Source organism: Candidatus Marinarcus aquaticus (assembly GCF_004116335.1).
In the GTDB taxonomy this organism is placed as follows: domain Bacteria; phylum Campylobacterota; class Campylobacteria; order Campylobacterales; family Arcobacteraceae; genus Marinarcus; species Marinarcus aquaticus.
This window is the reverse complement of sequence record NZ_PDKN01000009.1, coordinates 1-22,715: the sequence shown is the minus strand read 5'-3', so window position 1 is coordinate 22,715 and position 22,715 is coordinate 1. Positions and strand designations below refer to the sequence as shown.

Here is a 22,715-nt window from a genome sequence, read left to right as displayed (position 1 = left end):
ATTAAGTGTAGATATTCTTTTTGTTTAATCTAAAATAACAAAATATAGTAAAATAGTTAACTTTCAATATATAAAATCAAGTGTTTATTAGAGTAATTAGATTATTTTTAGAGATAAAAACAATTAAGAATATAAATTATTTAGAGATATAGACTATTTTTTTCGTATTGTTTTTCTTATATTTAAAATTTAAAGGTGTCCAGTTTTTAATTTTTGGTTGAATTACATTCTCACTAAAAAATAAAATCTCTTTTCCTAACCTACTACTATGTGCTGTGTGCATAAATGAATATTCTTTTTTTGAACATCCTGAATATAATTTCTGTATTTCAGGTACATTATCGTATGAAACAATCCATCTAATATTTTTTATCTGCTTTATTTTTTCACTAACTTCTCTATGATTATCCTTCTTATAATGGTTCATATATAAGCTACTACCTTTATCATAATAAGGTGGATCAAAATAAAATATAATATTATTATCTAATGACTCACTTTGAACCTTATCTATTAATTCAATTGCATCTTTCTTATATAAATCAATGTCATTCTTTCTCTTAGCTATTTTTTTGATTCTTCGAATAATTTCTGCCTTATTAAATCGGCAATCTATTAAATAATTACCATTCTGTTCAAGCCCTCCCATGACACCAGCTGTTATTATGCCTGAGCGATTAGTTCTATTTAGAAATAACGTAGAAAAGCCCAAAGTCAATAAGTTTTCATGGTCTTTGTGTACTTGTACCTCTTTTTGTTTTTTCCACTCATCTATTGAAACCTCTGTATTTTCAATAAGTTGGCATAACTCATCTGTTTTATATAATAATGAATACCAAAATGCATAAATTGATCTATCTTTATCATTAATTGTAATTCTATTAACATACCCTTCTAATAATAAAAACAACGCAACTGAAGCACCACCTGAGTATGGTTCAACATAATGGCCATTAATCTTATTATCAATACAAATATTAGCAATAAAAGCAGCTAATTTATTTTTACCGCCTGGATAACGAAGTGGTGAATTAAACATCTACTTCCTTAATATCTAAAAATTCATCAAAAAGTGGAAATAAAAAATCCCAAAATCCATTTATTACATTTCTATTTAAATCATATGTATCATTATTATGGATAAACCCATTTAAAGTATCTAAAGAAAATTGTTGATCAGGATTTAATAATCTTTTTATAATTTGTTTATTTTTATTGCTTGCTGAAAAATGTGTTTCTTCTATGTATTGTAATTTTTTCTTTAAAACAATATTTCTTAAACTATCTTGATATTTTTTTTGAATATCTTCTACAATGTTCTCTCTTGTAATATAGTCAAAAACAGCCAAGTCTAAAAATACTCTTAGTGCTGATGCAATTGTACTTGGATATTTTGAAACTGAAATTGATTTAAACTCATTAAACAACTTTTCCAATCTGTAACTATCCGTATTTAATTTATAAATTGACAATACGAGACGATTTCTATTCGGATTACCTTTCATTGCTTGTATTGTCTTTGAGTTTGTTGTTTCTGAAGAATTATTTTTTAATGTATCTTCTTCTTTCTTTTCTTCTGTATCTTCAACTTCATTATTTCTTATAGCAGCAGATTCATTATTACTATCTTGGTTCCTTATATCATCTGAACTAAAAGTAACTGTAGGTAAACTATTTAATATCTCCTCCAAATTTTCTGTTGTCATACGAGTATTAATTTTATTATCACTCTCATTTACAATGCGTTTAATTAATTCTGAAAATGCATAATAAAAACTTTTTTTATTTGAAATAATATTAACTTCATTACCATCAAATACAAGCCCCCATCTTTTTCTGACCTCCGAAAAATTAAAAAATCTCTCTAAAATAGTGATGGGAAATTTATAAGAATCTGCTTTGTCAAATTCAGACTTATTTAAACAAGATTTAACATTATCAATTTTAATAAAATCTTTTATTTTAAGAATTCTAAAGAAGTTCTCTAAATCACTTTTTGATAATTTTGTAATTGTAGTGATTTTTTCAAAATCTCCATTGTGTTTATTATATAATTCTAGAATCCATCTTTGTTGTTGCACTCTAGACCATCTTTGTTGTAGAGAAGATGCACTGTTCCGTTGATTAATGTACCATTCAGCATCTTCAAAACTTGGAGCAACATAAACATTTACCTTTTCCAATTCCATTAAGTTAATCTTATTAGATGCTTTTCTAATATGTGCTCTTATTCCTTTTGGTGCCTTATTTGGATTTCTTAATAATTTTAACGCTAATATTCGTCTATTACCTTCTGCAACATAATATTTGTGATTCGTAGAGTCTTGCCATACAATAATTGGATCTGCAGGAACAAATCCCTCTTCAACTATAGAATTAATTAAAGAAAAAAAACTCTTCTTATCAGGACCTTCTTGTGTAAAATCTTCTGCAAAGTCACTTAATGTTATATGTTCCTCTTGTGGATTTAACCTAGGGTTTTCTGACCATAATCTTAATTGTTCAACAGATCTTGGAGTTTTTTTTTCTAACCATTCATATTTAGATTGCAAAATTTAATCCTTTCTTAATAGCAATTATACTGCATTAAGCATCGCTTTTAATTTTTTTTACTTCTAGTTTTTTCATTAATGTTTCAATTGAGTAAAATTTAGTTTGTTCATAATTTTTTATTATAAAATCTTGAATATTATTTTGATTCACAATATAATTTGAAAGTTTATTATCTAAATCATCTTTCACTGCATCCAATAATTGCCAAGCACATGGCTCACTAAATTGGAATAACTCTACTAAGTCCGAACAATAATTATTCGTGAAATCTTTAGGAGGTAAAACTAAATTTTGTGTATATAAAATAAAATTATACTTTTTCATCACTTTTGAAATAATTAAAACTCTTATATCAATATAAAATATTAATTATTATGCATAAATTTATAACAACATAATCTACAAATAAAACTCAAAAAAGTACTCAAAAAAAAGAAAATATCATTAAATCAATTTAACATTAAACTACATCTATTTATGTACTCTCTCTGAAAACTTTTTCTTGTTTTTATGCACAGTTTTTTCTTTATAAAAAATGTACACAAATATTAATACTAAAATAGTACTACTTCCCACTATTAATTCGATCATTAATTTCCTTCTCCAATTGATCCAATTGAGCCAATAAAGCTTTCTTATATTCACCCTCTTTTATTATACTTATTTGGTTTTTTTGAAGCTTGATTTCATTCAAGAATTCTTCTAAAAAACCTTTCTCTTTTTTGATATAAAAATAGACCATTTCATTGGCCCAATTAAGTATGTCAATACGAGCTTTAATTTGCTTAGTTGATTCATTTATATTATTGTTAAATCTAAGATGAGTAATTTTTGAATAATTTTCATTACTTAATTGTTCTAAAAAATCGATACTTTTTTTCATTTTAAAATAGTAGTAAAAATTAAGGCAAGTAATTAAAAAAATTGCAATTAGTAATGTTTATTTTATTAGTAGACTTACTTTAAGATAAAAACTTATCTCTTTATAATATAATAGTGACTATTAAAGGAACTCAATGTTTAAAATCTTTTTTCTATCTTTTTTAAGTATCTTTATTCTCAATGCTAACGATACCATCTCTTCATTCTCAAAATCTAAAAAACTATTAAGAGATGTTTATAAAGGTCATCAAGTTACTTTCTATTCTGATTGTAAGTATAACTATAAAGATAAGAATAATATGATTGATAGAAGATCTTGTGGATATACTCCTAGAAATGAATATACCAAATCAGGTAAAGTAAATAAAAGAGCAAGACGAATTGAATGGGAGCATGTTATTCCTGCTGAGAACTTTGGACGACAATTTGTTTGTTGGAGAGAAGGTAATGAAGAGTGTGTTAACTCTAAAGGGAAAGTCTATAAAGGAAGAAAGTGTTGTACTAAAGTAAATAAGCAATATCAATACATGCAAGCTGATTTACATAACCTAGTGCCTGCTATTGGTGAATTAAATGCCGATAGATCAAACTTTAGATATGCCATGATTGAAGGTGAAGAAAGACGTTATGGTCAAAGTATAGATTTTGAAGTAGATTTTAAAGCAAAAAGAGCTGAACCTAAAGAAGATATCAGAGGCAATATTGCAAGAACATACTTCTATTTTGAAGATAGATATGGAATGATAATATCTAAACAACAAAAGCAACTACTTGAAGCTTGGAGTAAACAAGACCCAGTTGATGGATGGGAGATTGAGAGAAATAAAAGGATTGAAAAGATTCAAGGGAATACAAACCCTTTTATCTCAAATTGAACTTATATATTGGGCTGAGGATGAGACGCACCGATGCCCAGTGTTAAAGATGCTGTCAGAGAAATTGTTATGATATTTTTTTTAATCATGATTGCTCCTTTAATTATAGCGAATCGTTTAACAGAAAGATTTGAACCTTCACCTTTTGCTTGTTGACCTAATAAGAGTTTAGCCTCATTGTTGTTTCTGACAAAAGCATCCTCACTCCAATATATAACTAAGTGTCTAATTATATCTAAAAAATAAATCTTGTATAGAATTTTAGTGTCATAATCATTATATTAGTTAAATTGATTTACTCTATAAACTGAAGAACTTTTTCAAATTCTAAACAACTACCTTCTTGACTTAGAACTTTTACGATGTTATGATATTCATCTAAAACTCTATATTGCTTTAATGTAGGTCGACTCGGATTTTTATAGACTTCTATTACATTATTATAAATCAATTTATCTAAAATAACTGTATTACATTTCTTTCGTGTATCATCAATCTTTTTTTCTTTAAATGTGCCACTTTGTTCAAAGTGTCGGAAAATTTTCAATAAATTGTTCTTGATTTGTTTTGTTTTAGTTTCATGTTTGCTTTTTTCACTTTGAATAATCTTTTCAATACCAGATATATCACAGTCTTTAAACAATTTCTCATGAATCTTAGGTAAACTTATTTGTTTTCTTGGTTCAAGATACTTAAATGTTGAATCTTCAAAGCTAGTATTCTCATCGTATTTGCATTCCCAAAAATACTCATAGTTTTCAAACCAAGCATTTTTAATAGTTTTCCCTTCAAAATTAAAAATTGGATAATTATTCTTATCAGCTCCAAAAAGATTTATAAGAGTCAAAAACTCTAAATTCTGACCAAAGATATTAACTAAAAGTTCAGTTTTTGCAACAATATCATTTTTTTGATTTGATTCTCGCAAAGAGACTAATAATAAAATCAAGATTGAAGATATAAGACTTCTTGTTTCTAATAATTCTTCTTTTTTAAGTTCTTCTATTAAGTCTTCTAAAATACTAATTGTAAATAATTGAAACTCATCATCAAACTTTATTCTTCGACTAATATATTCTGTGAAACTATTATCATACTTTATATATTCAATCATGATTTCTTTAAAATCATCCTGCAAGACCATGCTATCACGGATAGTAAAAAACTTACTGATATATAAATTTATAAAAAATTCTCTAAAAAAATCATATCGAAATGTCATTGTTTCATTTTGGTAAGAGATTAAAGGATGACCTTTAAATTTTTTGACTAAAGACTCTGAAAATGTAGTTTGAACATTTGTGAATAATTTTTTTCTAGACTCATGAGAAACTACACCATTAAAATTAATAGCCATATTTATAAAAACTTGTAGTTGTAAATCAATAGATAAGTTTTCTAACTTAGCTATTTCTCTATTACACATTCTCCCTATAAAATAATCATTTGTAATCTCTGTATTTAACAAATCAGTTTCTATATCACCTCTATTAACACTACCAAGCTCTTTCTGCTGTTTTACCATATCCATAATAACATCAAGAATATAGGGTATATAGATATCCTTATCCTCTTCACTAAGAGCAAACTCATCAGCATACTTTAAACATTTCTCAAGTTCTTTAGATGTTTCTGTAAATTGTTTTCTAAAAAATTTCTCAGCTAATTCTCTAGTAAATGCTTCTAACTCTAAAGTATCTATTTTATAGCTTGAAGCAATATTTGAATTCCAAAAATAGTCTCTACAAGTAATAATAATTTTCGTTTTTTCATTACCTAAAGAATAATTATTATATATTGTATTTATAAAGTTTTCGATATCAAATCTACTTACTAATTTAGCAATAACTTCATCTATACCATCAAGTACAATTAATAAGTTACCATTATCTACAGACAACTCTAGTAACTCTTTTCCTAATTTTTTCTCAATATTTTTTTGTTTTGCAAGAGCATCATAAAAATCATAAATATTGTTCACTGTATTTTGTTTTGAAATTTCATCAAGTATTTCTTTTGAGTCAATGAAAAGGATTTTAGAATTCACTTCATTATCACTATTATGAGAAAATAAATCGTCTAAAAAATATTTAACTAAGGTTGTTTTACCTATACCACCATAACCTTTTATTACCATAAGAGGTTTTGAAACCTGATTATACCACTCTGATAAAATTAAAAATGCATTTTTTTCATTTGACTTTGATGTGTAGGGTTCAACAAAATTTTTTATTTGCTCTTGGGCTTTAAACTTTCCATCATGATAGACACTATCCTCAAAATACTTTTTATATAGATGTTCATAAGCAAACTCATCCAAAGAATAAACTTTATCAGCCTTAAATTTTGTCAATATACCATTTATATCTTTTTTTAAACCGTTATCAATTATTATCCATTTTTGAGCATTATCTGCCAATAAGCCTTCTCTCAACAGATAGTTATATGTTTTTTGTTGACTTGTTCTATCATATATGTATATAAAATCAATATTATGAAAAGCAGACTTAACAGGATATAATTCAAAATGTATATTTTCAGACCAAATTTTTTCTTTTATAGGTGTTTCTAATTCATAAATATCATTATTTTGTATAAAGAGATTGATTGTTTTCTCAATACTTCTATCTTTTTTTTCTTCTTTGTTTTTTTTCACTTTATATGCTGTTATAGCATTTTGTAATTTTCCTAAAATTTCTGGTGAAGCATTGGCAACTTGAGGATCATTTATTTTTTTTAATTCTCTAATAAAAACATTGTTTCTTTTTTCTGTTCTATTTTTATCCATCAAGTCCTTGTCTAAAATTAATAAATTTTTTGTTGGTAACAATTCAAAAACTAAAACTTTTTTATTGTCTATAATAAATGTAGATATTGAGAAGTCATTATAAACTATTTCTTCATCACTATCAGTTCTAAAAAAAGAATTTATTTTTTTAACTACCTCATTTTTAAAAAAAACTAAATCTGAATATTTACTATCTTGGAGAAACTTAACATCTATGACTCTGTTTTCAATTTCTTTTTGGTTTTCATCTATTCCAATAATTAAATATTTACTTTCTTCAATGTATTCTTCAGAACAATTTACTAAAGCAGAAAAATCTTTTAAAAATTCTCCCCATTCGTTAGGAGTAGGTTTTTCATTTTCTTTCCAATACCATTGAGACTTATATTCTAAAAAAAGATTTTCTTCTTCACAGATAAGTTTTTTAAGAAATTGTGACATATGTTCTCCAAGTTAATTTATAATTATATTATTATAAAATTACTTAGTAGAGACATTAAAATATATCACTCATAGTATTTTGAGTAAAATGAGTATCAAATAAGGACTCTTTCACATATTTATTGAAATCTATTTTTCAATATCTTTGGAATGACTCCTAGACTAAAGACACCAATTTATTCAATTAACACCTTGGATTGAATAACATTCACATTGTATCTTTTCTCAAATTGGACTTATGAAAAAGACAAAACACCTTTAAGTATTTATTCTTGTATCACTTTTAGTTGTAATGTATTATTTATAATTAGAAATGACACAAGGACAAGGATTTAAAGCACATACAAACAAAAATTTCGTCTCATAATGTATTTTACTGTTCACTCGACTGATCAACAATCGATGATCTTCTAAAGGTTCTCTCATAGCCTCTAAAATGGTTTTACCAAAGTGTGGCAACTCATCAAAAAAGAGTATCCCATTATTGGACAATGCCACTTCACCCATCTTAGCACTTTGTGTTCCACCTCCAAAAATCGAAGCTTTGGTTGCCGTATGATGTGGGGAGCGAAAGACTCTTATGGGATGAAACGATGGTTCAATGGCATCGAGTGAATCCAGTTTCGCTTTTTCCAAAATCTCTTCCAAGCTCATGGGTGGCATAATATACTGCAATCTTTTTGTTATCATCGATTTTCCGCATCCGGGACTTCCTTCAAAAAGAATGTTGTGATTCCCAGCTGCAGCGATCAATGCTGCTCTTTTTGCTGTTTGTTGACCTTTGACCTCTTTAAAATCATACACATATTGGGTGTCATAATAGTAACTTTTTTTGTTTATGGTCATCTTTTTATAAGAAAATTCACTGTTGATCACCCTGCTTTGCTCTTTGGAATCAAATTTAAAAAAATCACACGCTTGGCTTAACGTATCTACTGCATAGATTTCTATATTGGGTATTTTAGAAATTTTCTCTACAGAGGCTTTAGGTATGAGTACTTTTTTAAGTAAGCCTTGTTGAGCCAAGGAAAGAATCAGAACAAAAATTGAGTGCGTGTCTTTGAGTTTCCCATCTAAGCCCACTTCTCCAAAGACATAAAAACCATCCAATGAACACTTCACATCATTGAGTGCGACTAAAAGTGCGATGGGCAAATCAAAGTGTGAACCACTTTTAGATATTTCACTGGGAGATAAATTAATGGTAATTTTTTTAGGAGGAAAAGTAAATTCGTTGGTAAGTAAAGCCGATTTGATTCTGTCTCTGGACTCTTGAATAGAGTTTGTTGCAAGCCCTACAATGGAAAAAGAGGGCAATCCTTTTGTAAACGTGGCTTCCACATCTACACTGGTGGCATCCAGACCTTCGATACAAGCACATTTTAACTGTTTCATCATACAATCTTTAAAAACGGGTTTTAAAGATTATAGATGTTTTTTGGTTAATCCATACTTAGTTTGTCTTTTTTTTGTTACTTTTTCTTCTGTTCGTCTTTGAGTTTTCGTTTCCACTCTTTCTCAAATTTTTTACGTTTGATAATAGAGAGTTTCTCAATAAACAGATGACCTTCAAGGTGTTCCATCTCATGCTGCCAAGCCACAGCTAAGAAATCTTCCGTTTCCATTTTTTTGGGGTTTCCATGTCGGTCAAAATACTCAACAATAATATGTTGTGCACGTTTGACGTCTTCATTAAACCCTGGAACACTTAAACACCCTTCAGTGAATATTTGAACCCCATCTTTGTGAGTAATTTTAGGATTGATGGCTTCAATCAACTCTGCTTTGTCTTGAATATCATCTTCATTGGGAATGTTGATGATTAAAACATTCAGAGGAATTCCCACTTGAATGGCTGCCAGCCCAACACCTGAGTGCTCCATCATGGTCTCATACATATCATCCAAAAGAGTGTGCAGTTCTTCATCAAACTGCACCACCTCTTTTGATTTTTTACGTAAAAGAGGGTTGGGATAAGTAATAACTTCTCGAATCATTATTTATGGTCAACTATTACTTTATCAATTAATCCATATTTTTTAGCTTCATCAGCACTCATGAAGTTATCTCTGTCTGTGTCTCTTTCAACAACTTCAAGTTTTTGTCCTGTTTGCTCTGCAATCATGTGATTCAACATATCTTTCATACGTTGAATCTCTTTTGCTTGAATTTGGATATCAGTTGCTTGCCCTTGTGCTCCACCTAACGGTTGGTGAATCATAATTCGAGAGTGAGGAAGTGAATATCGTTTTCCTTTTGCACCACTGCTTAATAAAAATGCACCCATAGAAGCCGCTTGACCAATACAAATCGTTGACACATCTGGTTTGATGTAGTTCATCGTATCGTAAATAGACATACCACTTGTAATCACTCCCCCTGGAGAGTTGATATAAAGGTAAATATCTTTTTCTGGATCTTCGGCTTCTAAAAATAGAAGTTGTGCAACCACTGTTGAAGCGACGGCATCATTAATTTCACCACTTAACATAATAATTCTGTCTTTTAATAGTCGTGAATAGATATCGTAACTTCGTTCACCTCGACCTGTTTTTTCAACTACGTATGGGATATAACTCATGTTTTATTTTCCTGACTTCTCGTCTAATAATTTAGTAATAACTTTGTCTTCAATCATAGACATTTTAATTGCAGGTAAATATCCAGACTCTTGATATTGTTTCAATGTCTCTTGTGGATTTCTACCTGTTTGCATTGCATCGTAATAGATTACTTGTGTAACCTCTTGATCACTTACTGTTACATTTTCAGCTTTAGATAACTCATCTACAATGAAAGTTGCTTTAACGCTTTTTTCAGCATCACCTTTTAACTCTTCTCTTAACACATCTACTTTAGAAGCATCTTCTTGAAGCTCTTTGATTTCATCTTCAGTCATTGAACGAACTTTTCCGTTTAATGCCATGTTCACTTCTTGGTCAACCACAGTTGCAGGAAGTGCGAAATCTAAAGCCTCAATCAATTTATCTAAATATGCTGGTTTTAACTCTTCTCGGTAGTACGTGCTTGTTTTTTCAGCTTTGATTTGCTCTTTGATTTTTTCTTTTAATGTATCAACTGTAGCGTCTTCTTCACCTGGTAACATCTTTTTAGCAAACTCGTCATCAATAACAGGTTCACCTTTTTGTTGTAATTCATGAAGCTTTACTTTAAATGTTGCTTCTTTACCTGCTAAGTTCTCTGCTTGGTACTCAGTTGGGAAAGTTACTACAACATCTTTTTCCTCTTCATATTTCATACCAATCACTTGGTCTTCAAATCCAGGAATGAATGAACCAGAACCTAATTGAAGTGTATATTTCTCAGCTTTTCCACCTTCAAATGCGACACCGTCAACAAAACCTTCAAAGTCGATTACCGCGTAATCACCCTCTTTTGCTGCTCTTTTTCTTTTTAATTTTTCAATTGGTGCCGATGCTTTACCCATCTCTTCTAGTCGTGCATCTACTTCTTTAGCAGTCACTTTTTTAGTTTTGACTTCTGGAATTAACGCTTTGTAATCACCTAAATCAATTGTTGGTTTACAAGAAACTTTTACTTCAACATCAATTGAACCATCTTCTTTTTTGTCAAACTTAGTGATGTTTGGCTCACCGATTAAATCTTCGTTTGCAATGTTTAACTCTTTTAAAGCTGCGTCAAAAAGACCTCGTAATGCTTCACTTGTTGCATCTTCTTGTAATTTCTCTCCGTATCTTGCTTTAACAACAGCAACAGGAACTTTTCCTTTTCTAAAACCATCAATGTTCAGGTTTCTAGATGCTTGTTTTGCTACTTTGTCAAGATTTTTTTCGATAACATCTTTTGCAATTGTGCTTGTAACAACTGCATTGGCTGCATCAATTTTCTGTGCATTAAATTCCATAGAATTTCACTCCGTTATTATAAATTTTCAGTGATTTTATCTAACTATCACTAAAGTTTTAATAAAATACTTTTTTTACAAGGATTGGTGTTGCAATTTCTATACCCTAATGTACTTTTTATGATGTTAATCCCCACACTGTTACTCATCTTTTTACTCAATACGAAAAAGAGCAGACTGCACAGCTATTTTAAGCCTGAAATTCTTAATGCGTTAAGTGCTCACTCAAAAGGTTTAAATAAAACCACTCGAAACTATCTCTTTTTTATCGCACTGATTTTAATGATTATTGCCCTTGCTCGCCCAGTGATGAATGAAAAAGAGCAAAAAATAGAGCAAGAAACCATTCCTTTGATTGTTGCCATTGATATTTCCAAATCTATGTTGGCACAAGATGTCTTCCCTTCACGTTTACAATTATCCATTAAAAAGCTTGAAACCCTCATTTCTAAAGCCACCAACCACTCTATTGGAGTGGTGCTTTTTGGTCAAAATGCCTTTATACTCTCTCCTGTGACCAATGATTTTAACTCATTAAAACAGATGGTCGAAAAACTGGATTTTCAACAAGAAGCCTCAGCAGGTTCTAACATACAAGCGATGCTTGAAGCAAGCAATGCACTTTTAAAAAACTACCAAAGTAAAAACATCATTCTGCTTTCAGATGGTGGGAATAAAAAGGACTATTCACAAGAGTTAGAATACATCAAAAAGCAGGATATCAAGCTTTATACCATTGCTGTAGCAACCAATGACCCCACACCCATTCCAACTTCAAATGGATACCAAACCAAAGAGGATGGCACCATTGTCTTAATCCAAAGAAACGATGCCATTAAAAATTTGAGTTTACAAAATGGGGCAGGTTTTATACAATTTAGTATCAATGACCAAGACATCCACCAAATCTTAAATGAGATCAACCAACAATCCCAAAAACAAGCACAAAGCACCAAACGTTTTAAAACCTATACAGAGCTTTTTTATTATCCATTGGCTTTTGCTCTGTTGCTTCTGTTTGTTACTTTTTCTTCTCTGCCAAAACTAAAAAGAACCGCTTTGTTTTGTGCCTTTATATTATGTACTTTTCAGCCCCAAAGCCAAGCCTCTCTTTTGGATTTTCAAACACTCAATGACGCCAAAGAGCATTATGAAAATAAAGAGTATAAAGCCTCAAGCAAGCTTTATGAAAAAGTGGTTTCCAATGCACAAGGCTATTACAACTTAGGAAACAGTTACTACAAACAAGGCAAATATGAAAAAGCCATTGAAAACTACAATAAAGTGGTCACTGAAAAAGCAGAGCTTGAAGCACAAAAGTTGCACAATCTGGGAAATGCTTATGCCAAACTTGGACAACTGCAAGAGGCAAAAAAAGTGTATGAAAAAGCTTTAAAGCTCAAAAATGATGAAGAGACTCAACACAATTTAGATGAAGTTTTAAAAGCCCTAAAAGAGCAAGAGCAACAAAACAACCAGCAAAATGAGCAAGAACAAAACCAACAAGATTCAAATAAGAATCAAGAGCAAAAAAAGAAAGAGAGTAAAGAGTCTTCACAAAACAAAAAAAACAACCAAGAAAAGACTCAAGAAAAAAATCAAAACAGCGAACAAAAGCAAGAGGCTCAACAAAAAAACCAAGAGCAGAAAAATGCTCAAGAACAAAAAGAGCAAGCACAACAAGCTTCACAACAACAGATGCAACAAGCTGAAATATCGGATTTGGAAGAGCGAAAATGGCTTAAAAGTTTACAGAACCAAAATCAAAAAACATTATTAAGAAAGTTTGAAAGCAGCAGTGATGATGAAGCATCTTCTGCTTCATCACCTTGGTAACCATTAGTAGTTTTGAGATTTTCTCATCTGTAACAACTCTCGTTGCACAGAGATATTGATATCCTCTCTTGGTTGAAAGTCTAACGAGTAATTTCTTCCTTCATAATCAACAGAGTTTAAGATGGTTTTCATCGCTTCAAGTCGTGCTAAGTGTTTGTTGTCACTTCGTACAATATTCCACGGTGCACTTCGTGAGTTTGTTCGCTTTAACATCTCATATTTTTTCTCTGAGAACTCACCCCACAAATCTTGTGCTTGCATGTCTACTTCAGAGAATTTCCATTGTCGTAAAGGATCATTGATTCGTCGGTCAAATCTTCGTTTTTGTTCTGCTTTAGATACTGAGAAGTACAATTTAATCAAAATCATACCTTGTCGTACCAAGTCTTGTTCAAAATTCACCACATCTTCCATGAAAATTTCGTACTCTTCTTGTGAACAAAATCCAAAGATGGGTTCTACCATCGCTCGGTTATACCAACTTCGGTCAAAAAGAACGATTTCACCCCCAGTTGGAAAGTGCTCAATGTATCGTTGTAAAAACCATTGATTCTTTTGTGTCTCTGTTGGTTTACCAAGTGCAACGACTCGATAATGTTTGTTGTTCATATATCGAGTAATTCGCCGAATGGCACCCCCTTTTCCAGAAGCATCACGCCCCTCGAAAAGAATAATCATTCTTTGATTTTGTTTCTCTAAATGCTCTTGCAGTTTAATCAACTCAATTTGATACTCTTTTAACTCTTCTAAATCATAAATCTTTTGAATACCATCTTTAAGTACATCAATGTTGACATTTTTATACTCATCACCGAGTAAACCTCTTAAAAATTGGTTTTCTTCTTTAAGATCAGCAATACCTTTATCGAGTTTCACTTCATTGTTTTTTGGATTGATGGTGATGTTTTTTGCTTCAATATTATCATCAATTTCAAGTGATGCCTTAAACTTTTGAAGTAAACTAATAGCCGTTTTCTTCGTTAAATTGTCTTTTTGTGTATAGCCTAAAACTTTTACATATCTTTTTTTATTGTGTTGAAATCGTGCAACATATTTTTTCCCAAATGTTGGGTGCGTTGCTTTTGAAATATATAAACCACTATAATCTGTCTTTTTAAAATCACTTAAGTTCATTTAATACCTTTTTTCCTTTCTATTCGCTCTATCTCATCTGTACCACTTAAGACAATACGTTTATCCAATTTGAGTTTCTCCTTAAGAGTCTTATTTGGGTAATCAATCTGTTTTAATATATACTTAATAGAGTTTATTCGTGCCTTCTTTTTGTTATCACTGCGTACAATGGTCCACGGTGCAAATGCCGTATTAGATGCAGAAAGCATCGTATATTTTGCAGCAGAGTATTCATTCCAAAGTTTTTGAGACTTCTCATCTACAGGAGTGAGTTTATACTGTTTTAAAGGGTCTACTTTTCGTTTTTCAAATCGTTTTTTCTGTTCTCTTTTAGAAACGGAGAAGTAGAATTTTATCAGAATAATACCAGAATTGACCAACATTTTTTCAAACTCCGGTACCTCATTTAAAAACTCTTCGTGTTCTTCAGGTGTACAAAACCCCATCACAGGCTCAACACCCCCACGGTTATACCAACTTCGGTCAAACAGTACAATCTCACCTGCACTGGGTAAGTGTTTGGTGTAACGTTGGAAATACCATTGTGTTTTTTCAATATCACTTGGTTTTTCCAATGCCACAATACGTGCGCCCCTTGGGTTCAGATGCTCTGTAATACGTTTAATCGTACCACCCTTTCCAGCCGCATCCCGACCTTCAAAAATAATCAACACTTTTAAACCCTGATCTTTCACATGGTTTTGAAGTTTAAGCAGTTCAATTTGCAGTTGAGTCAGCTCTTTTTGATACAGCAGGGTCTCTTTTCGAACCCAAATCTGAATCTTTTTTTCACCATCATCTTTTTCAGCCATGGGTTCACGTTCACGACTTTGATCATTGTAGTTGTGCTTAATATCTTTGGAACTGTCGATGACCTCCATATCAGAGAATTCATCTTTTATAATACTTCTGTCTTGACCCATTCATGTTTCCTTTTACGATAGTCGGCACTTATAGTCATTGTAGCCAAAGTTTTTTACAACTTGGTAACAACCATCCTCTTTTTGAAGCACAATGCTTGGCAAGTTGATACCATTAAACGTCGTGGTTTTAACCATAGTATAATGAATCATATCTTCCAATATGATTTTATCCCCTTCTTGCAGTGGTTTATCAAACGAATAATCACCAATAATATCTCCTGCTAAACAAGTGTTTCCACCCAATCTATACGTATATGCCTTTTCATTAGGTAAGCCTGCACCTCGAATGGCTGCATGATATGGCATAGCCAAAGTATCAGGCATGTGTGCTTCAGCAGAGGTGTCTAAAATCGCCAATGGCATTCCATTATCCACCACATCTAAAACGGTCGCCATTAAAAACCCTGTTTGCCAACCAACGGCTTCACCTGGTTCTAAATAGACCTCTAAGTGTGGATACCTGCTTTTAAATGCTTTTAAAAGTTTAATAAGCCCTTGCACATCATAATCTTCACGTGTGATGTGGTGACCTCCACCAAAATTCATCCACTTCATTTGAGGCAGATATGCTGCAAAGTTTTTCTCAAATGCAGCCAATGCCCCTTCTAAAGCATCCACATTTTGTTCACACAAAGCATGAAAATGCAACCCTTCTATGCCATCAAGCAGTTCAGGTTTAAAGTTGGCTTTTGTAATACCAAGACGTGAAAAAGGAGCACAAGGATTGTATAAATCGACTTCAACACTGGAGTACTCAGGATTAATTCGTAAACCGCATGAGGTTTTCCCCACGGCTTTTTCTTTATATTTTTGAAACTGTGCAAACGAGTTAAAGACCACATGGTTTGAAATCTCTAAAATTGTATCAATCTCATCCTCTTTAAATGCAGGCGAATAGGTGTGCACCTCTTTACCAAACTCCTCTTTTGCAAGCAAGGCTTCATTTAAACCACTGGCACAGCATCCTTGCAAATACTCTTTGCACATATCAAAAGTTGACCAAAGTGCAAACCCTTTAAGTGCAAGTAAGATTTTAACACCTGCTTCCTCTTGTACCTGTTTCAGCAGTTCTAGGTTTTTACGTAACAGTTTCTCTTCACAAACAAAGCTTGGAGAGGGTAAATTTTCTAAATTTTCGATGGTCTAATCCTCTTCATTGTATGGTTCAAAGTCATCTTTTCCAACCCCACAATCAGGACATTCCCAATCATCAGGCAGATCTTCAAATGCAGTTCCTGCTGCAATTCCACTCTCTTCATCGCCCAAAGCTGGGTCATAAATATAATCACATACGGTACAAATATATTTTTGCATAATGGACTCCTTTTGTTGTCTCTTATTATACTATGGGTTTGTTAAAAGTCAAATTGTTGTGATTAAGATTTAAATAATTGTAGGTTTACAGATAATTAAAAAAAGGGGTTTTGTTCATAAAGTTAAAGTACCTCTTCATTAGAATAAGAGTTTTTTTGTTCAAACAAGGCGTGAAAAGTATTAAGCGAGGAAGCTTACATCAAGTAAGTGACCTGCTTAATATCTTTTTGTAAACGCAAGTTTGAGCGAAAAAGAGTTATTCTAGTTCTAGGATTTTCCAAGGTAAGCCTTGCGTCATCAACTCATCCATAAATGGCTTCGCGTCAAACTCTTCAATGTTAAATACACCTGTGTTTTTCCAAACACCTTTGTACAATAACTTTGAACCAATCATAGCAGGTACTCCCGTCGTATAACTCACCGCTTGGGCTCCCGTCTCTTTGTAACACTCTTGGTGGTCACACACATTATAGATGTAAATTTTCTTTTTCTTTCCATCTTTTAAACCTTCAATGATACACCCAATGTTTGTTTTACCCACAGTTCGTGGTCCTAAACTTGCTGGATCGGGTAAAAGTGTCGTTAAAAACTCAATAGGGATGATCTCAACACCTTTGTGCATGACTGACTCAATTCCTAACATACCTACATTTTGTAAGCAGTTCATGTGCGCAATATATGAATCACCAAATGTCATAAAAAATCGAATTCTTTTCAGACCTTTGATATTTTTACTTAATGACTCTAACTCTTCATGGTAAAGTAAGTATGATGGTTTCACCCCTACTTCTGGATAATCATGCTCTACTCTGATTTCAAGTGGTTTGGTCTCAATCCATTTTCCCTCTTCCCAGTATCGACCATTGGCACTCACTTCTCGTAAGTTGATCTCTGGGTTAAAGTTGGTTGCAAAAGGATACCCGTGGTCACCTGCATTACAATCCATGATATCGATGAAATGAATCTCATCAAAGAGATTTTGTTGCGCATATGCACAAAAAACACCCGTAACTCCTGGGTCAAAACCACTTCCTAAAAGTGCCATTACATTGGCATCTTTAAATTGCTCATTCTTTGCCCATTGCTCTTTGTACTCAAATTTTGCTTCATCTGGGTGCTCATAGTTTGCAGTATCCACATAATCAACACCACATTGCGTACACGCGTCCATAATTGTTAAATCTTGATAGGGCAACGCCACATTTAAAACCAGCTTTGGATTAACTTTTTTAATCAGTGCCACCAATTCAGGTACATTATCAGCATCAACGGAAGCTGTATCAATATCTACACCTTGATTTTTCTTAATATCTTCAGCAATCGCATCACATTTCGACACGGTTCTTGAAGCTAAAGTAATCTTTTCAAATGTATCGATATTCATAGCACACTTCACTGTGGCAACACGACTTACTCCACCTGCACCGATAATTAAAATACCTTTTTTCATCTCATTCCTTCATTGAAAATTGTTTGTTAAAATAAGCCGTATTATAACTTATTTTAGCTATAATGTACGTCTACTTTTTGTTAATGGGAGTGATTTGGCTTCGATTAGAGCAGAGAGGATCAGTTGCATGTAGGTCTGAACCGCCTTAATAAGTTCAAATTTTTTAGACGCAAACAATACAAATTACGCTCCAGCTTACGCTAAAGTAGCATAAGTTAAACAATTCAGGACTCCCCTGTACAGGGTTGAGGCCTCGGAGGTTCACTCTGTAGATTCTATCTATGCAGGTTATAGTGGATTCACCCAGATAGATTATCTTTTGGGTATTGATTGCACCTATTAGAGAAATTTCAAATCTTAGCTTCGCAATTGCCTTGCGGGTTGAGCTGTTGTGAAGTGAAATTTTTCAACCCCTCTAAACATGTAGACGCTGGTAGTATCTGTTTTAAGACACGGGTTCGACCCCCGTCACTTCCACCATTAACTTACTGCAAGGTAAAATTACTATAGACAGTGAGAGTTATAACCCTCATCCTATTTTTAAATTTGACGCTCTATACCATGATGAATTTAAATAAGTAAAAATATTATATAAGTTGCTTATAACTTTGAGTATGTAAAAATGACTTTTATGTGATTCTTTTTTCTGTATTTAAAGGTTTAATTATGACAATCATCTCACCCCAAAGTTGGTCAAGAGTCTACTCAGTTGGTCACAAAAAAATTGACAATGAACACAAAATCATATTTTTGTTATGTGATAAACTGATTTATCACGCAGAAGATATGAACACCATCAAAGAGGTACTCAAAGAGATTATTGACTACACTAAAACGCATTTTAAACATGAAGAAAAGTATATGGTCGAGATTGCGTACCCTGAATTTTTGACACACCAAAAAGAGCATAAAAAACTGGTTCGTTTTTTAGCTAATTTTATTGAGAATATTGGACATTATTCAAGATTTGAGATCAAAGAAGCGCTTTTAGATTTTATCCAAAGCTATTTTGTGGGACATATTTTAGAACACGACAAAAAATTCTTTCATTTCAGACGTCCCATTCATGATCTCAAAAAAATATTTATGTGGCAAGATGTTTATAGAGTAGGTCATGAAAAAATCGATTATGAACATCAAAAACTTTTTGAAATCGCTTTTAAAGCTCTGGACATCTCTATTCAAGATAAACACAATTCAAAATTTAAAGCAACCATTGTTGATTTGTATGATTACATGAAATATCATTTTGAAAATGAAGAGGAGTATATGCAGAGCATCCGTTATAAATACCTGACTTACCATCGTAAACTGCATTTAAATATCATTCAAGAGATGAACAACTTCATACGACTTGTGCCCACTTTACCCAAAGAAAAAGTGGACAGAAAACTCATAGAGTATATGGACATATGGTTGGTCAATCATATTGTGTTTGAAGATAAACGTTTAATCAAAAAAGATTAGCTGTTCACCTCTATTTATTTCGCCCACTCTTTTGGGCTTCCTTATCTTCAGCTGTTTGGGCAACCTCTGTCTCATCTTTTTTCTCTTCTTCTTTGCTTTTGAGCAGTTTATCTAAACGCGTTTGCGCTTCAATATGACCTTGTTTGGCGGCTTTTTCATACCACTGTACTGCTTTTTCATAATCAAAAGGGACAGCTTGTCCAAACTCATACATGTATCCAATAGAGAATTGCGATGTTTTTTCACCTTGCAGTGCCGCTTTTTCATACCATGTAAAAGCTTTTTCGTAGTCCTGAACCACCCCTTTACCGGCATAATACATATAACCCAAATTGGCTTGTGCTGCTGCACTGTTTTGCAGTGCTGCTTTTTCATACCAACTTAAGGCTTTGGCATAATCAATGCTCACACCCAAACCATCATAATACATATACGCCAAATTCAGTTGTGCTTTTAAATTCTCTTTTTGTGCGGCTTGTTCATACCAACTCATGGCTTGAAGATAATCTTGTTTGACCCCTAAACCGTCATAATAGAGATTTCCAATATTAAACTGAGCAATATCATTGCCTTGCAGTGCCGCTTTTTTATACCAAAAATAGGCCTTTTCATAATCTTTTTGCACACCCAAGCCATTGAAATATAAATAACCCACATTCACTTGTGCATTCACGTCATTTTGTGAAGCGGCTTTTTCATACCATGTAAAAGCTTTATTGTAATCTTGGTCAATGAATTTGCCATAAAAATAGATTTCACCCAGTCGATATTGCGCTTTAATATTACCTTGATTGGCCGCTTTTTCATACCACATCACGGCGTTTGGAACATTGACAATGGTATCGTACCCTTTAAGATAAATCTCACCTAAATAAAATTGTGCGTTATCTACGCCTTGACGTGCGGCTTCTTTAAACCATTTATAGGCTTTAGCATAATCTTTTTCTACACCTAAACCTTCAAAGTAAAGTTGCGCCAGATTGTTTTGAGCAACGGCTTTTCCAGCTTTGGCTGCTTTTTCATACCAAGTCAATGCTTGTGCATAATCTTGTTTCACACCCTCACCCATCGCATACATGATGGCTAAATTTTGCTGTGCTGTTGCATTCTCTTTTTGGGCGGCTTTTTCATACCAAAAAAAGGCTTTAGTAGCGTCTTTCTGAGTCCCTTTTCCTACATCATACATATACGCCGTATTGACTTGTGCATTGACATCTTTTTGTTTGGCAGCCTCTTCATACCAGTGAAGTGCCTCTTTATAGTTTTGCTCAATGCCCAAACCATTAAAATAGAGATTGGCTAAGTTATATTTTGCAGAAGGCAAGTTTTGTTTGGCCGCTTTTTCGTACCAATTAAACGCCAAGGCATAATCAGGTTGGATGCCCAAACCATTTTCAAGCATGTACCCCGATGCCAGTTGTGCATACGCATGCCCCTGTAGTGCCGCTTTTTTATACCAATAATACGCTTTGCTCTCCTCTTTTTTTACCCCCAAACCATTCTCATACATCACACCAAGTGCATATTGTGCCTCTTTTTTTCCTTGTTGTGCTGATTTTTCATACCATTGAAAAGCTAAAGCAGTATCAGCAGGTACCCCTAAACCTTTTTCATAGAGTTGTCCCAGTTGAAACTGTGCATACGCATCACCCCAAAGTGCGGCTTTTTCAAACCAATAAAACGCCTCTTTATAATCTTGTGTGGTTCCAATGGCATTTTTATACATGTGCCCCAAATTGAGTTGTGCCGTAGGATTACCTTGTGAAGCAGCATTTTCATACCAATAAAGCGCCTCTTTATAATCTTGTTTGATCCCTTGTCCCAAAAAGTACATGGTGGCTAAGTGCGTTTGAGCGTACGGTTCTCCCTCTTTGGCTGCTTTTTTAAACCAATAAGCAGCTTCAATGTAGTTTTTATCTTCATATGCATACTTCCCTTGATTAAAATCATCAATGGGGTCTGCAAATGCTAATGTACCCAACAGAATAAAAGTCGAAAGGATAACTCGTTTCATTGCCATACCTTTTATGAATATTAATAATTGTTCCTATAACTTTATTATAAATTTACTTTGATGTCTTTAAAAGTTACAATTTTTTTATATTCTTTGCTATGTGATTGCTATAAATTTGTACTATATTTTCACCCATAATGCTTCCTTAAGCAAATAGTATCTAAAATAACTCACCATAACAAAAGGATAAAAATGGAAAATATGGATAAAATCATTGTACTTGTTATCACGTTTACAGCAGCCTTTGCAACGTGGAAAATGGTCTTTGATTTCTATAAAATTCGATTTCATAAAATATTTGCACACATTATTGCTATCATAACGGCTTCATTTATGTTTATCTCTACCATGATACTCTTTGCTCCATCCAACTATCAAAGAGGAGTTACGCCTGAAGTAGAAATCAGCTTTATGGCCATTATCAGTGTGATTGTGATGGTAGGAGTTCTCTATGTGTTTTTTAAATACATTCCTTCTAAAAAAGAAAAATAGTGTTTATTATTGATTTTAAAAAACCCTCTCTTTTGATTTTTTATATCATTGTGATTCTCACAGGCATTTATCTCAACTCACAAGGCATTGCCAGTGTTGAAAAAACAGTAGGTATAGGGATTTTTGTATCGATTTTATATTTTGTCATTCGAAGTATTATTAAGTGTGATTGCCACAATCGACAATCACAAGAACCTGAATCTAAAAAAGATTCAGATTAAAACTCTTCCCACACAGCATCATCATGTGTGCTGTGCACTTTTTTAGGTTCCTCTTTCTTCTTAGGCTCCTGTGTTTTCACTTCCTTTTTAGGACTCTCTTTTTTTAACTCTTTCTGAGGTTCCTCTTTTTGTGCTTTTTTAACTGTTTGTATCTTAGCACTCTCTTTTCCTAAGAACTCTTTACTGTTTGCATCATTGACAATCTCTTTAGCAATGGTATCTGTTTGGACAGCAATATCATGCGTTTGACTTGCGATTGATGCATTTTGTTGAGTTTGTTGATCCAGTTGTGTCACGGCATCATTGATTTGTGTAATCCCTGCTTCTTGCTCTTTACTGGCATTGGCAATCTCTTCAATCATGTGTGTGGATTTACTGATATTATCCAACAACCCTTTATACCCTTCAATCATATCTGCACTGATGGTCTTACCATGTC

General features: G+C 32.6%; 20 protein-coding genes, 1 other RNA gene and 1 pseudogene. 6 read left to right on the top strand and 16 right to left on the bottom strand.

The annotated features are described in order from the left end of the window. Positions 1-136: 136 nt before the first annotated feature. The 4 genes from CRV04_RS11020 to CRV04_RS11005 form a co-directional block, all read right to left on the bottom strand. Positions 137-1,039 (bottom strand): DNA adenine methylase, encoded by a 903-nt coding sequence (locus CRV04_RS11020; RefSeq protein ID WP_128996904.1) that lies wholly within the window; start codon positions 1,037-1,039, stop codon positions 137-139. Then, positions 1,032-2,552 carry a ParB/Srx family N-terminal domain-containing protein gene (locus CRV04_RS11015; protein ID WP_164969155.1) on the bottom strand — a complete coding sequence of 507 codons (1,521 nt, stop codon included), beginning with the start codon at positions 2,550-2,552 and terminating at the stop codon, positions 1,032-1,034. The genes CRV04_RS11020 and CRV04_RS11015 overlap by 8 nt, the downstream gene beginning before the upstream one ends. A 34-nt stretch (positions 2,553-2,586) precedes the next feature. Continuing rightward, positions 2,587-2,877, bottom strand: coding sequence for a hypothetical protein (locus tag CRV04_RS11010; protein ID WP_128996902.1), 291 nt, complete (start codon positions 2,875-2,877; stop codon positions 2,587-2,589). 241 nt (positions 2,878-3,118) lie between these two features. Next, on the bottom strand, positions 3,119-3,436 hold the full coding sequence (locus CRV04_RS11005) for a hypothetical protein (RefSeq protein WP_128996901.1): 318 nt from the start codon (positions 3,434-3,436) through the stop codon (positions 3,119-3,121). Between the two features lie 133 nt (positions 3,437-3,569). On the opposite strand from CRV04_RS11005, the gene CRV04_RS11000 reads away from it, so the two are divergent. Then, the gene (locus CRV04_RS11000; RefSeq protein WP_128996900.1) at positions 3,570-4,310 is read left to right on the top strand and encodes an endonuclease; all 741 of its coding nucleotides are present in this window, start codon (positions 3,570-3,572) and stop codon (positions 4,308-4,310) included. Positions 4,311-4,605: 295 nt separating this feature from the next. Here the strand turns inward: CRV04_RS11000 and CRV04_RS10995 are convergent, their stop codons facing one another. The 5 genes from CRV04_RS10995 to tig all read right to left on the bottom strand — a co-directional run bounded on the left by CRV04_RS10995 (position 4,606) and on the right by tig (position 11,425). Next, on the bottom strand, positions 4,606-7,539 hold the full coding sequence (locus CRV04_RS10995) for a P-loop domain-containing protein (RefSeq protein WP_128996899.1): 2,934 nt from the start codon (positions 7,537-7,539) through the stop codon (positions 4,606-4,608). Positions 7,540-7,836: 297 nt separating this feature from the next. Continuing rightward, a complete protein-coding gene (locus tag CRV04_RS10990) occupies positions 7,837-8,934 on the bottom strand; it encodes an ATP-binding protein (RefSeq protein ID WP_128996898.1) in 1,098 nt (365 codons plus the stop codon). A 77-nt stretch (positions 8,935-9,011) separates the two neighbouring features. Beyond that, the gene (gene def / locus CRV04_RS10985; RefSeq protein WP_128996897.1) at positions 9,012-9,536 is read right to left on the bottom strand and encodes a peptide deformylase; all 525 of its coding nucleotides are present in this window, start codon (positions 9,534-9,536) and stop codon (positions 9,012-9,014) included. Continuing rightward, on the bottom strand, positions 9,536-10,120 hold the full coding sequence (gene clpP / locus CRV04_RS10980; protein WP_128996896.1) for an ATP-dependent Clp endopeptidase proteolytic subunit ClpP: 585 nt from the start codon (positions 10,118-10,120) through the stop codon (positions 9,536-9,538). Before clpP ends, def begins: the two co-directional genes overlap by 1 nt. Positions 10,121-10,123: 3 nt before the next feature. Continuing rightward, entirely contained in the window at positions 10,124-11,425 is a 1,302-nt protein-coding gene (tig, locus tag CRV04_RS10975) for a trigger factor (RefSeq protein WP_128996895.1), read from the bottom strand. A gap of 90 nt (positions 11,426-11,515) precedes the next feature. Between tig and CRV04_RS10970 the strand changes: the two genes are divergently transcribed. Beyond that, a complete protein-coding gene (locus CRV04_RS10970; RefSeq protein ID WP_128996894.1) occupies positions 11,516-13,261 on the top strand; it encodes a tetratricopeptide repeat protein in 1,746 nt (581 codons plus the stop codon). 3 nt (positions 13,262-13,264) lie between these two features. Here CRV04_RS10970 and ppk2 (CRV04_RS10965) read toward each other — a convergent pair whose 3' ends face one another. The 5 genes from ppk2 (CRV04_RS10965) to CRV04_RS10945 all read right to left on the bottom strand — a co-directional run bounded on the left by ppk2 (CRV04_RS10965) (position 13,265) and on the right by CRV04_RS10945 (position 18,082). After that, positions 13,265-14,395 (bottom strand): polyphosphate kinase 2, encoded by a 1,131-nt coding sequence (ppk2, locus tag CRV04_RS10965; RefSeq protein ID WP_128996893.1) that lies wholly within the window; start codon positions 14,393-14,395, stop codon positions 13,265-13,267. Further along, entirely contained in the window at positions 14,392-15,318 is a 927-nt protein-coding gene (gene ppk2 / locus CRV04_RS10960) for a polyphosphate kinase 2 (protein WP_128996892.1), read from the bottom strand. Before ppk2 (CRV04_RS10960) ends, ppk2 (CRV04_RS10965) begins: the two co-directional genes overlap by 4 nt. Before the next feature lie 12 nt (positions 15,319-15,330). Next, positions 15,331-16,458: a carboxynorspermidine decarboxylase gene (nspC, locus tag CRV04_RS10955; RefSeq protein ID WP_128996891.1), complete on the bottom strand. Its 1,128-nt coding sequence runs from the start codon at positions 16,456-16,458 to the stop codon at positions 15,331-15,333. A 3-nt stretch (positions 16,459-16,461) separates the two neighbouring features. Continuing rightward, positions 16,462-16,632, bottom strand: a complete 171-nt coding sequence (gene rd, locus CRV04_RS10950) for a rubredoxin (protein ID WP_128996890.1) — start codon at positions 16,630-16,632, stop codon at positions 16,462-16,464. Between the two features lie 256 nt (positions 16,633-16,888). After that, complete coding sequence (locus tag CRV04_RS10945; protein ID WP_128996889.1) at positions 16,889-18,082, bottom strand: saccharopine dehydrogenase family protein; 1,194 nt, start codon at positions 18,080-18,082, stop codon at positions 16,889-16,891. Positions 18,083-18,167: 85 nt separating this feature from the next. Between CRV04_RS10945 and ssrA the strand changes: the two genes are divergently transcribed. Together ssrA and CRV04_RS10935 are read left to right on the top strand one after the other, a co-directional pair. Then, positions 18,168-18,562, top strand: a transfer-messenger RNA (tmRNA) gene (gene ssrA / locus CRV04_RS10940). A 186-nt stretch (positions 18,563-18,748) separates the two neighbouring features. After that, positions 18,749-19,549: a bacteriohemerythrin gene (locus CRV04_RS10935; RefSeq protein ID WP_128996888.1), complete on the top strand. Its 801-nt coding sequence runs from the start codon at positions 18,749-18,751 to the stop codon at positions 19,547-19,549. 10 nt (positions 19,550-19,559) lie between these two features. On the opposite strand, the gene CRV04_RS10930 is transcribed toward CRV04_RS10935, so the two are convergent. Further along, a complete protein-coding gene (locus tag CRV04_RS10930; RefSeq protein ID WP_164969154.1) occupies positions 19,560-21,563 on the bottom strand; it encodes an SEL1-like repeat protein in 2,004 nt (667 codons plus the stop codon). 192 nt (positions 21,564-21,755) lie between these two features. On the opposite strand from CRV04_RS10930, the gene CRV04_RS10925 reads away from it, so the two are divergent. Both CRV04_RS10925 and CRV04_RS10920 read left to right on the top strand, forming a co-directional pair. Continuing rightward, positions 21,756-22,055, top strand: a complete 300-nt coding sequence (locus CRV04_RS10925) for a hypothetical protein (protein WP_128996886.1) — start codon at positions 21,756-21,758, stop codon at positions 22,053-22,055. Further along, the gene (locus CRV04_RS10920) at positions 22,055-22,276 is read left to right on the top strand and encodes a hypothetical protein (protein ID WP_128996885.1); all 222 of its coding nucleotides are present in this window, start codon (positions 22,055-22,057) and stop codon (positions 22,274-22,276) included. The genes CRV04_RS10925 and CRV04_RS10920 overlap by 1 nt, the downstream gene beginning before the upstream one ends. Here the strand turns inward: CRV04_RS10920 and CRV04_RS13000 are convergent. Beyond that, a pseudogene (locus tag CRV04_RS13000) lies at positions 22,273-22,715 on the bottom strand (methyl-accepting chemotaxis protein); the annotation flags it as partial. The gene CRV04_RS10920 and the pseudogene CRV04_RS13000 sit on opposite strands and share 4 nt — an antisense overlap.